At 68.9% G+C, this 11,646-nt stretch carries 8 protein-coding genes and 1 pseudogene; 8 read left to right on the top strand and 1 reads right to left on the bottom strand.

Annotated features, from left to right (window positions below; all coding sequences use genetic code 11):
- Window positions 1-314: pseudogene (locus STRTUCAR8_RS49295) on the top strand (ABC transporter substrate-binding protein); the annotation flags it as partial.
- 9 nt (window positions 315-323) lie between these two features.
- On the opposite strand, the gene STRTUCAR8_RS05190 reads toward STRTUCAR8_RS49295, so the two are convergent.
- Entirely contained in the window at window positions 324-1,766 is a 1,443-nt protein-coding gene (locus STRTUCAR8_RS05190; protein ID WP_044471654.1) for a CCA tRNA nucleotidyltransferase, read from the bottom strand.
- A gap of 219 nt (window positions 1,767-1,985) precedes the next feature.
- Here STRTUCAR8_RS05190 and STRTUCAR8_RS05185 point away from each other — a divergent pair, with 219 nt between their 5' ends.
- From STRTUCAR8_RS05185 to trxA, 7 genes are all read left to right on the top strand, one after another.
- On the top strand, window positions 1,986-4,367 hold the full coding sequence (locus tag STRTUCAR8_RS05185; RefSeq protein ID WP_006374391.1) for a DUF6049 family protein: 2,382 nt from the start codon (window positions 1,986-1,988) through the stop codon (window positions 4,365-4,367).
- Window positions 4,368-4,414: 47 nt separating this feature from the next.
- The gene (gene murJ / locus STRTUCAR8_RS05180; RefSeq protein ID WP_006374392.1) at window positions 4,415-6,682 is read left to right on the top strand and encodes a murein biosynthesis integral membrane protein MurJ; all 2,268 of its coding nucleotides are present in this window, start codon (window positions 4,415-4,417) and stop codon (window positions 6,680-6,682) included.
- Between the two features lie 118 nt (window positions 6,683-6,800).
- Window positions 6,801-8,522 carry a protein kinase family protein gene (locus STRTUCAR8_RS05175; RefSeq protein WP_006374397.1) on the top strand — a complete coding sequence of 574 codons (1,722 nt, stop codon included), beginning with the start codon at window positions 6,801-6,803 and terminating at the stop codon, window positions 8,520-8,522.
- A 26-nt stretch (window positions 8,523-8,548) separates the two neighbouring features.
- Entirely contained in the window at window positions 8,549-9,259 is a 711-nt protein-coding gene (sigM, locus tag STRTUCAR8_RS05170; protein WP_006374398.1) for an RNA polymerase sigma factor SigM, read from the top strand.
- Complete coding sequence (locus STRTUCAR8_RS05165; protein ID WP_006374394.1) at window positions 9,256-10,107, top strand: anti-sigma factor; 852 nt, start codon at window positions 9,256-9,258, stop codon at window positions 10,105-10,107. Before sigM ends, STRTUCAR8_RS05165 begins: the two co-directional genes overlap by 4 nt.
- Before the next feature lie 169 nt (window positions 10,108-10,276).
- A complete protein-coding gene (trxB, locus tag STRTUCAR8_RS05160) occupies window positions 10,277-11,248 on the top strand; it encodes a thioredoxin-disulfide reductase (protein WP_006374393.1) in 972 nt (323 codons plus the stop codon).
- A 42-nt stretch (window positions 11,249-11,290) separates the two neighbouring features.
- Window positions 11,291-11,620, top strand: a complete 330-nt coding sequence (gene trxA / locus STRTUCAR8_RS05155) for a thioredoxin (protein ID WP_006374396.1) — start codon at window positions 11,291-11,293, stop codon at window positions 11,618-11,620.
- The last annotated feature ends 26 nt before the right edge of the window (window positions 11,621-11,646 follow it).

The following is an 11,646-nucleotide window of genomic DNA, read 5'->3' as shown; positions in this document are numbered from 1 at the left end:
ACTTCGAACAGAAGCTGTTCGCCGCGCTGCTCACCAAGAACGCACCCGACGTCTTCGAGTTCCACCCGCAGATCCAGCTCATCAAGAGCGGCCAGGTGGCGGACCTGTCCGACATCATCGACCCGGTCAAGGACGACTTCAACCAGGCCGACATCACGTCGCACACGGTCGACGGCAAGGTGTACGGCGTCCGGATGATCGACGACCCGCAGTTCTTCTTCTACCGCCCCTCGCTCTTCGAGAAGGCCAAGGTCGAGGTACCGACCACCCTCAGTGAGGTCCGGCGCGATGTTTCACGTGAAACATCGCGCCGTTTCACAGCCTCAGCTCTGCTCGGCCCACCACTCCTTGAGCGCCGCCACTGCGGACTCCCGCTCCATCGGCCCGTTCTCCAGCCGCAGTTCCAGCAGGAACTTGTACGCCTGCCCGATCGCCGGCCCGGGTCCGGTGCCCAGGATCTCCATGATCTGGTTGCCGTCGAGGTCGGGACGGATCGAGTCCAGTTCCTCCTGCTCCTGAAGCTGGGAGATGCGCTCCTCCAGGCCGTCGTACGCACGCGAGAGCGCGGTGGCCCGGCGCTTGTTCCGCGTGGTGCAGTCCGAGCGGGTCAGCTTGTGCAGACGGCCGAGGAGAGGCCCGGAGTCCCGCACATACCGGCGGACCGCCGAGTCCGTCCACTCGCCGGTGCCGTACCCGTGGAAGCGCAGGTGAAGTTCGACCAGCCGGGAGACGTCCTTCACCAGCTCGTTGGAGTACTTGAGCGCCGCCATCCGCTTCTTGGTCATCTTCGCCCCGACCACCTCGTGGTGGTGGAACGAGACCCGCCCGTCCTCCTCGAAGCGGCGGGTACGCGGCTTCCCGATGTCGTGGAGCAGCGCGGCCAGCCGGAGAACGAGGTCGGGGCCGTCCTCCTCCAGCTCGATCGCCTGCTCCAGCACGATCAGCGTGTGCTCGTAGACGTCCTTGTGCCGGTGGTGCTCGTCGCGCTCCAGACGCAGGGCCGGCAGCTCGGGCAGTACGTGGTCGGCGAGGCCGGTGTCCACCAGCAGCGTCAGACCCTTGCGCGGGTGGGCGGACAGGATCAGCTTGTTGAGCTCGTCCCGTACCCGCTCGGCCGAGACGATCTCGATACGCCCAGCCATGTCGGTCATGGCGGTGACGACCTCGGAAGCCACCTCGAAGTCGAGCTGGGCGGCGAACCGCGCGGCCCGCATCATGCGCAGCGGGTCGTCCGAGAAGGACTCCTCGGGCGTGCCCGGCGTACGCAGCACCCGCCTCGCCAGGTCCTCGCGACCGCCGTGCGGGTCGATGAACACCTTCTCCGGAAGGGCCACGGCCATCGCGTTCACCGTGAAGTCACGCCGTACGAGGTCCTCCTCGATGGAGTCTCCGTACGACACCTCTGGCTTGCGCGAGGTCCGGTCGTAGGCCTCCGACCGATAGGTCGTCACCTCGATCAGGAAGCCGTCCTTCTGCGCTCCCACCGTCCCGAAGGCGATCCCGACGTCCCACACGGCGTCCGCCCAGGGCCGGACGATCTTCAGTACGTCCTCGGGCCGGGCGTCGGTCGTGAAGTCCAGGTCGTTGCCGAGCCGGCCCAGCAGCGCGTCGCGGACGGAGCCGCCGACCAGGGCGAGTGAGAACCCGGCCTCCTGGAAACGGCGGGCAAGGTCGTCCGCGACCGGGGCCACCCGCAGCAGCTCGGTCACCGCTTGGTGCTGCACCTGGCTCAGGGCGCTGGAATTGTCTTCGTTGGCGTTCGGCACAACAGAAAAGGGTACGTGGCCCGAGCGACAGCCCGCTCCTCCATAAAACGTCCACGCGGAACACCGGGGACTCGTCCATCAATACACGCACATAGAGGACAGCCGGACCGTGTTCCACGATCTTGTGGAGCAGTCCGCGGCACTTCCCCTCAGCGCGCATCGTTACCATGCGTGGACGCACATTCCGACGACCACTGACGACTAGGGACGGGCGAACGCGTGGCCGAGGCGGCAGACTTCCCGGGGCTGACTCCCTCTCTCGCGCGCCGGTGGTTCCGGCGAGCCGGAGTGCTGCTCACGGGGGCGCCCCTGCTGGCCGGTCTCCTCCAACTACCCGCCGGGCAGCCCGCGTATGCCGCGGGGTCCGACCCGGTGGTCGTCTCCCTCGACTCACTCACCCCCAGCGCCCCCACGGACGGGGACACGCTGACGGTGTCCGGCACGGTGACCAACAAGGGCAAGAAGGCGGTCACGGACGCCCATGTGGACCTGCGTGTGGGGCAGCTGCTGACCACGCGCTCGGGGATCGACGACGTCGCCGCGCGCACCGACTACGTATCGGGCGCCGACGGGACGGAGGTCGGCGGCAAGTACGTCGAGAAGTTCTCGAAGCTCACTCCGGGCGTCGCCCAGCCGTTCACCATCTCCGTGCCGGTCGACAAGCTGGACCTCGGCCAGGACGGCGTCTACCAGATCGGCGTCTCGCTGTCCGGCGAGACGGCCACGGCGCCTTACGAGCAGGTGCTGGGTATCCAGCGGACGTTCCTGCCGTGGCAACCCGAGGAGGCCGACGCCAGAACCCGGACGACGTATCTGTGGCCGTTGATCTCCACGGTCCACATGACGGCGGAGACCGGCCCGGGCGAGCAGCAGACCCCCGTCTTCCTCAACGACGACCTCGCCGCGGAGATCTCCCCGGGCGGACGCCTGGAGCAGATGCTGTCCCTGGGCAAGGGTCTCGACGTCACCTGGGTGATCGATCCCGACCTGCTGGCCTCCGTCGACGCGATGATCGGCAGCTACGGCATCCAGGGCGCCGACGGCACCAGTACCCCCGGCACGGGCCAGACGGTCGCCAAGCAGTGGCTCGCCGAACTCCAGGACGCAGTCGAGGGCAAGGAGGTCGTCGCCCTCCCCTTCGGCGACCCCGACCTCGCCTCGATCGCGCACAACGGCAAGAACGTCACCGGCACGCTGAGCCACCTCAAGAGCGCCACGGACGTCGCCACCGACACCGTCGAGACGATCCTGCACGTCACGCCGAGCACCGACTTCGCGTGGCCGGTGAACGGCGCCGTCGACCCGTCGATCGTCAAGATCGCCACCTCGGCGGGCGCCGACAAGGTGATCGCGCGCAGCGACAGCCTCAAGGAGACCGGCGACCTGCCGTACACGCCCTCAGCGGCCCGCCCCATCGGCGGCGGCACCACGGCGGTGGTCGCGGACACCCGGCTGTCCACCGCCTTCCAAGGGGACATGACGCGTGCCGGCAGCTCCACGCTCGCGGTGCAGAAGTTCCTCGCCACGAGCCTGACGACCACCCTTCAGACCGACAAGCAGCGCACCGTCGTCGTCGCCCCGCAGCGCATGCCCTCCGCGAGCCAGGCCCAGACGATGGAGAAGGCGATCACCGCTCTCCAGGACTCGAACTGGTCCCAGTCCCAGGAACTGACCGCGGCCGCCGACACCAAGCCGGACCCGGGCGCCACCACCAAGGTGCCCCCGACGTCCTCGTACGCCGCCACACTGCGCAGGCAACAACTGCCGCAGTCGGCGTTCTCGCAGATCGCCACCACGCAGGGCAAGCTCGACAACTTCAAGATCATCCTCACTGACAAGACACGCGTGGAGACCCCCTTCGGACGCGCGATCAACCGCGAGATGGCCACGTCCTGGCGCGGCCGGTCCGGCGAGGCGATCGGTTTCCGCAGAGGCGTGGAGTCGCACCTCAACGCACTGACGGACCAGGTCAAGCTGATCGAGAAGTCCGAGACGAAGCTCTCCGGCGGCAGCGCCACGATCCCGGTGACCGTCCAGAACAACCTCGTCCAGCCAGTGGACAACCTCGTGCTGCGGGTCACGTCGACGAACCCGACCCGGCTCAAGATCGGTGACGACGACTACCAGGAGCAGTCCGTCGCCGTCACCGGCGGGCACAGCCAGTCGGTGAAGTTCACCACCTCGTCCAACGCCAACGGCCCGATCACGGTGATCGCCCAGCTCTACACGAAGGACGGCCAGAAGTACGGGCCGGCTGTCTCCTTCGACGTGCGGGTCACCGAGTTCACGGCCATGGCGATGCTCGTCATCGGCGGCGGCTTCCTGCTGCTCGTACTCGCCGGCCTGCGCATGTACACGCAGCGCAAGCGCGCCGCGGCCAGGCAGGCCGAGGAGTCCGACAACGGGCACGAGAACGAGGACGGCGCCACGGACGACACCGTCGGCGCCGACGGTGCCCACGACGCCGACGAGAGCCGTCCCCAGGGGGAGCCGGACGCGACGGTGCCGGAGGACGGCCCGGAGCAGCCGAGTGACCCGCCGCCGAACACCGCACCGGAAAGCGCCGACCCGTCCGGAACGGGTGAGAGAGTGGACCGTTGAGCTATGTCGTGGCCGGTGGGCCCGGTGAACGATGAGGTGGGGTAAGCATGAACGCGCCGTACGACGGTGACCGCGGTCAGGGCGCGGGCGACTCGGGCCACCCCGAGGGCCCGCCGCCCGAGCACGGCCAGGTGCCGGCGCAGCCCCCCGCGGACGCGTATCTCCAGGACGCGTACGCCCAGGACCCGTACCGGGCCCAGGACCTTTCCGCCCAGGACCCGGTGGCCGAGGCGCTCTACGACCGCGCCGCGCACCCCCCGCCGCCCCCCGGGACCCAGCAGCCGCAGCCCCCGCTCTACGGACAGCCCGCCAGTTCGCCGTACGCCCCCGACCCGAGCGTGTGGGCCCAGACCCCGGCCCCCGAGCCGGACGGAGCCACGCAGTACCTGCCGTACGGCGACGACCCCCGCACCACCCAGTACGTAGGTGTCGACGCCCTGGTCTCCCAGTCCGGCGAGCAACGGCACGAGCCGGACGCCTTCGCGCATCTGTTCCGGGACCAGCAGCAGGGCAGCGGCCAGGGGCCCGTGGAGCCTCCGGTGGTACCCGGACCGTCTCCCTCGCCCGCGCCGGGCCAGGGCTCGGTCCCGCGGGCCCCGGTTCCGGCGTCGGACGCCACGATGCAGCTCACCCCCCAAGCGGCGGCCGCCCCGGCCGCGTCGCCGGCGGCCCCCAAGAAGGGCGGTCGGGCCACGGGCCTGCTGAAGTCGAGCGCCGTCATGGCGGCGGGCACGATGGTCTCGCGACTCACCGGCTTCGTCCGCTCCGCGCTGATCGTGTCGGCCCTCGGCCTCGGCATGCTGGGCGACTCCTTCCAGGTCGCCTACCAGCTGCCCACCATGATCTACATCCTGACCGTGGGCGGCGGCCTCAACTCCGTCTTCGTCCCGCAGCTGGTGCGCGCCATGAAGGAGGACGACGACGGCGGCGAGGCCTTCGCCAACCGCCTGCTGACCCTCGTCATGCTGGCCCTCGGCGCACTCACCGCACTCGCCGTCTTCGCGGCCCCCCTTCTAGTCCGCGCTCTGTCGGTGGAGATCGCCGACAATCCGGCGGCCAACGAGGTCGCCGTCACCTTCACCCGCTACTTCCTGCCCACGATCTTCTTCATGGGCATCCACGTCGTCATGGGACAGATCCTCAACGCGCGCGGGAAGTTCGGCGCGATGATGTGGACGCCGGTCCTGAACAACGTCGTCATCATCGTGACCCTCGGCATGTTCATCTGGGTGTACGGCAGCGCGGCGGACTCGGGCATGGAGGTCACCACCATCCCGCCGGAGGGCCAGCGCCTCCTCGGCATCGGTGTGCTGCTCGGCCTCGTCGTCCAGGCCCTCGCGATGATCCCGTATCTGCGCGAGACCGGCTTCCGGATGCGGCTGCGCTTCGACTGGAAGGGCCACGGCCTCGGCAAGGCCGCGATGCTCGCCAAGTGGACGGTTCTGTTCGTCCTCGCCAACCAGGCCGGCGCCCTCGTGGTCACCCAGCTGGCCACCGCCGCCACCGGCGAGAACCCGAAGATCAAGGGCACCGGCTTCGCCGCCTATGCCAACGCCCAGCTCGTCTGGGGCCTGCCGCAGGCCATCATCACGGTCTCCCTGATGGCCGCCCTGTTGCCACGGCTGGCCCGCTCGGCCCACGAGGGGGACGCCGGCGCGGTCCGCGACGACATCTCCCAGGGACTGCGCACCACCGCCGTCGCCATCGTGCCCATCGCCTTCGGCTTCGTGGCACTCGGCATCCCGATGTGCACCCTGATCTTCGGCTCCTCGGGCACCACCAGCGCCACCAACATGGGCTTCATGCTGATGGCCTTCGCCCTCGGCCTGATCCCCTACTCCGTGCAGTACGTCGTCCTGCGCGCCTTCTACGCCTACGAGGACACCCGCACCCCCTTCTACAACACGGTGATCGTGGCCGCCGTCAACGCGACGGCCTCCGCCCTCTGCTTTTTCGTGCTTCCGGCCCGCTGGGCCGTGGTCGGCATGGCCGCCTCGTACGGCCTCGCGTACGCGATCGGTGTCGGTGTCGCCTGGAACCGGCTGCGCAAGCGGCTGGGCGGCGACCTCGACGGCACCCGTGTCCTGCGGACATACGCCCGGCTGGGCATCGCCTCGGTACCGGCGGCGCTCCTCAGCGGCGCGGCCTGCTACGGCATCGGACACACCCTGGGCCAGGGCGTCGGCGGCTCGTTCGTCTCCCTGCTCGGGGGCGGTGCCGTCCTGCTCCTCGTCTTCTACGTCGCCGCCCGCCGTATGCGCATTGAGGAACTGAACTCTCTGGTGGGTATGGTGCGCGGGCGACTGGGGCGGTGAGTCGAGGGAAAGCGCACAACCATCGTCCACCCCCGCGTGTCGTGCACAGCGACGGTCTGTGGGCACAATTGGGTTTGGCGTCGGAGAGCTCGCACAGGATGGGGAGGCAGGAGCGACGGTGGCTGAACGGAGCACGGCTGCCGTCGACGTGGCAGCCAACAGCGGTGACGAGCCGCTGACCGCGCAGGCGGACGAGTCCACGGCCGACGGCGCGGCCCAGAACCGGGAGCGGGACACGGAGAACGACGAGGCACAGGGGAGCGGCGGGACCGAGAGTCCCGGAAAGGCCTCACCGCCCGAACTGCACAGCGGTCACAAACTCGCCAGGCGCTACCGCCTGGAGGAGTGCGTCACCCGTCTGGACGGATTCAGCAGCTGGCGCGCGGTCGACGAGAAACTGCGTCGCGCCGTCGGTGTGCACATCCTGCCCGCGGACCACTCACGGGCACGTTCCGTGCTGGCCGCGGCCCGCTCCTCGGCGCTTCTCGGAGACCCCCGCTTCGTGCAGGTCCTCGACGCCGTCGAGGAGAACGACCTCGTGTACGTCGTCCACGAATGGCTGCCCGACGCCACGGAGCTGACGGCGCTCCTGGCCGCCGGCCCCCTGGAGTCGCACGACGCCTACCAGATGGTCAGCCAGATCGCCTCCGCCATGGCTGCCGCCCACCGGGAGGGCCTCGCGCATCTGCGCCTGACCCCGGGCACCATCCTGCGCAGTTCGTCCGGCCAGTGGCGTGTGCGCGGCCTCGCGGTCAACGCCGCGCTGCGCGGCATCACGTCCGACACCCCGCAGCGCGCCGACACCGAGGCGATCGGCGCCCTGCTGTACGCCTCCCTCACCCAGCGCTGGCCCTACGAGAACGACGCCTACGGCCTGTCCGGGCTGCCCAAGGGCGTCGGTCTCATCGCGCCCGACCAGGTGCGTGCCGGGGTCCACCGAGGCCTGTCGGAGCTCGCGATGCGCGCCCTCGCGAACGACGGCGCCACCGCCTCCCGTCACGAGTCCGCGTGCACGACGCCCGAGGAGCTGGTCAAGGCGATCGGCGAGATGCCCCGCATCCGCCCGCCCGAGCCCGTCTTCACGGCCCCGCCCGACTACCAGCGCACCACGTACCAACAGGGCTCGTACGGTCGCCAGGCACCCCGCCCGGGCGTCACACAGCCCCTGCCCACCCCGCCGCCCCCTCTTCAGAGCCGTACCGGCAAGGCGCTGAAGTGGGCTGTGTCAGCGCTGCTGATCGCCGCACTGGGCCTGGGCAGCTGGCAGCTGGCGGACGCGCTCATGGACCGGAGCAACAAGTCCGAGGACACCGACCAGACCCAGACGACGGACGACAACGACAAGGGCACGGACAAGGCGAAGCCGGTCACCATGCTGAAGATCCAGGGTGCCGAGGAGTACGTCGCCAAGGGCAAGGCCCAGCATCCGGAGGACGTCGACAAGACGTACGACAACGACAGCTCGACGTACTGGCGCACCGCGAGCTACACAGACGGACCGGATATGAACCCGGCGTACAAGCCCGGTGTGGGCATCGTCTACGACTTCGGCTCGGCCAAGGAGGTCTCCGCGGCTTCGATAGGGCTCCTCTTCGGCGGGGACCACACGACGGTCACGTTGTACGCGACGGATTCACCGAGTTCGTCGGTCCCTCTGACCTCGATGAAGAAGCTCGGTACGGTGACGAGCACGAGTACCACCGCAAAGGTGACGGTCTCCAAGCCAGTCAAGAGCCAGTACGTGCTGGTCTGGTTCACCGCCCTTCCGTACGCGACTGGTGACTCGTTCAGCAATGCAGGCTACAAGCAGGCCATAACGGACCTGAAGTTCACCGGCTGACGTATTCACCGAAGGGGAGGGGGCCCATGGCGGAAGGCGCCGCGTTCGACGGAGTGAGCGATCAAGATCTCCTCGCCCGCCACGTCGACGGCGACCCCGACGCCTTCGGTGAGATCGTGCGGCGGCATCGTGACCGGCTCTGGGCGGTGGCCCTGCGGACGCTGGGGGACCGCGAGGAGGCCGCTGACGCCGTCCAGGACGCCCTCGTCTCCGCCTACCGGGCCGCCCATACCTTCCGGGGCCAGTCGGCCGTCACGACCTGGCTGCACCGCATCACGGTGAACGCCTGCCTCGACCGCGTCCGCAAAGCCGCCTCGCGCAAGACCTCACCGGTCGACGACACCGAACGGCTGGAGCAGCTGCTCGAACCGCACGAGTCGGCGTCGGCCCCTGCCGAGCGCAACGATCTGCACCGCCAGCTCATCGAAGCGCTCGGCACCCTCCCGCCCGACCAGCGCGCCGCCCTCGTCCTGGTGGACATGCAGGGCTATCCGGTCGCGGAGGCCGCCCGTGTCCTCGACGTGCCCACCGGAACGGTGAAAAGCCGCTGTGCCCGAGGCAGAGCCAGACTCCTGCCACTCCTCACCCACCTCCGCCCGGAGAACACCGGTGACGGAAAGGAATCAGGTGGCGGACGGAACCGGGCGCAGGGGACATCCGTCCCACCCGCAGCGGGACCGAAGGACGCAGGGCCAAGCGATTCAACTGCTGTGAAGGGCGGAGGTGGGCGAGCGTGACATCCACGACGGACACGGCCGGACACCCGGACGTCACGGAGATCACCGACCTCACCGAAGGCCTGCTCACACCGTCCCGGACCTCGGACGTACGACAGCACCTGGACGAGTGCGTTCTCTGCGCCGACGTGTACGCCTCCCTGGAGGAGATCCGGGGCCTCCTCGGCTCGATGCCGAGCCCTGCGCGCATGCCCGACGACATCGTCTGCCGTATCGACGCCGCGCTCGCCGCAGAGGCCGAGGACGCGCATGTTTCACGTGAAACATCGACTCCCGCCGACCGCCCCGCGGACCGTCCGACCGGGTACGCTCACGCGGCCACCGGGCCCGGGCGCAAGGGCAGCACACGGCGCGTCCGGCGCCGGACGATTGTGCTGGGTACCGCTTTCACCGTCGCCGCCCTGGGGCTCGGCTCCCTGCTGGTGTCGTCTCTGGGCGACGACGAAAAGCAATCCGAAGCCGCGAGCACGTTCTCCGGGCAGAAGGTGGAGAGCCAGGTCGCCGAACTCCTCAAGGGACAGGGCGGGAAGAAGACAACCCGCAGTGGAGGTCCTTCCGTCGGTATCCGGAGTCACCCCAGTGACCCGACGCCCGGCGAACACGAAGACAGCCTCAAGATCAAGCCCACGTCGGTGCCCGCGTGCGTCCTGAAAGGCATCGGCCGCACCGACACGTCCGTCCTCGGCGTCAAGCAAGGCACCTACGACGGCACCGACGCGTACCTCGTGCTGCTGCCCGCAGCGGACGACAACACCCGCGTCACCGCTTACGTCGTCGACTCGGCCTGTGTGAAGCAGCCGTCGGTCCGGGCAGAGGTTCTGCTGACGCACTCCTACGCGCGTTCCTGAGCGCGGACGCTTCGACTCCCCTCCCCTTGGCATCCCTTGCCGAGGAGCGCCCCTGTGTGCCCGGACACAGCGGGAATGCGGGCCCCGTAGGATCCGTTGGGTGGGGTGAGAGTTCTGAGAGAGGCTCCCACCGGTCAGACGAAGCCGTCCAGAAACGAGGAAACACGCCGTGAGCGACGTCCGTAACGTGATCATCATCGGCTCAGGGCCCGCCGGCTACACGGCGGCGCTCTATACCGCACGCGCGTCGCTGAAGCCTCTGGTCTTCGAGGGCGCCGTCACCGCCGGCGGCGCGCTCATGAACACCACCGAGGTGGAGAACTTCCCCGGCTTCCAGGACGGCATCATGGGCCCCGAGCTCATGGACAACATGCGCGCCCAGTCCGAGCGCTTCGGCGCGGAGCTCGTCGCGGACGACATCGTCGCCGTCGACCTCACGGGTGACATCAAGACCGTCACGGACACCGCGGGCACCGTGCACAAGGCGAAGGCCGTCATCGTCGCCACCGGCTCACAGCACCGCAAGCTCGGTCTGCCGAACGAGGACGCCCTGTCCGGCCGTGGCGTCTCCTGGTGCGCGACATGTGACGGCTTCTTCTTCAAGGACCAGGACATCGCCGTGATCGGCGGCGGCGACACCGCGATGGAGGAGGCTACCTTCCTCTCCCGCTTCGCCAAGTCGGTGACGATCGTCCACCGCCGTGACACCCTGCGCGCCTCCAAGACGATGCAGGAGCGCGCCTTCGCCGACCCGAAGATCAAGTTTGTCTGGGACAGCGAGGTCGCCGAGATCCAGGGCGACCCCAAGCTCGCGGGTCTGAAGCTGCGCAACCTCAAGACCGGCGAACTGTCCGACCTGGCCGTGACGGGCCTGTTCATCGCTGTCGGCCACGACCCGCGGACCGAACTCTTCAAGGGTCAGCTGGACCTCGACGAAGAGGGCTACCTGAAGGTCGAAGCGCCCTCGACGCGGACCAACCTGAGCGGTGTCTTCGGCGCCGGAGACGTGGTCGACCACACCTACCGTCAGGCGATCACCGCGTCCGGCACCGGCTGCGCCTCCGCCCTGGACGCCGAGCGCTTCCTCGCCGGCCTGGCGGACACCGAGCAGCAGGCCGAGCCCGAGAAGACCTCTGTCTGACCCCCACCCGCCCCACCGCAGCATCGAGTTAAGGAGCCCCCTGTGGCCGGCACCCTGAAGAACGTGACCGACGACTCCTTCGACGAGGACGTCCTCAAGAACGACAAGCCCGTCCTGGTGGACTTCTGGGCCGCCTGGTGCGGACCGTGCCGCCAGATCGCACCGTCGCTCGAGGCGATCGCCGCCGAGTACGGCGACAAGATCGAGGTCGTCAAGCTCAACATCGACGAGAACCCGGGTATCGCCGCCAAGTACGGCGTGATGTCCATCCCGACCCTGAACGTCTACCAGGGTGGCGAGGTCGCCAAGACCATCGTCGGCGCCAAGCCGAAGGCCGCGATCGTGCGTGACCTTGAGGACTTCATCGGCTAGTAGTCGGCGCGACAGCCGATGTTTCA

Source organism: Streptomyces turgidiscabies Car8 (assembly GCF_000331005.1).
GTDB classification, from domain to species: Bacteria; Actinomycetota; Actinomycetes; order Streptomycetales; family Streptomycetaceae; genus Streptomyces; species Streptomyces turgidiscabies.
The sequence above is the reverse complement of the archived record's forward strand: the minus strand, read 5'-3'. Positions and strand labels throughout refer to the sequence as shown.

Excerpts from the sequence above, each read along its gene's own strand:
- murJ (WP_006374392.1), top strand. The coding sequence starts at position 4,415 with ATGAACGCGCCGTACGACGGTGACCGCGGTCAGGGCGCGGGCGACTCG.
- sigM (WP_006374398.1), top strand. The coding sequence starts at position 8,549 with ATGGCGGAAGGCGCCGCGTTCGACGGAGTGAGCGATCAAGATCTCCTC.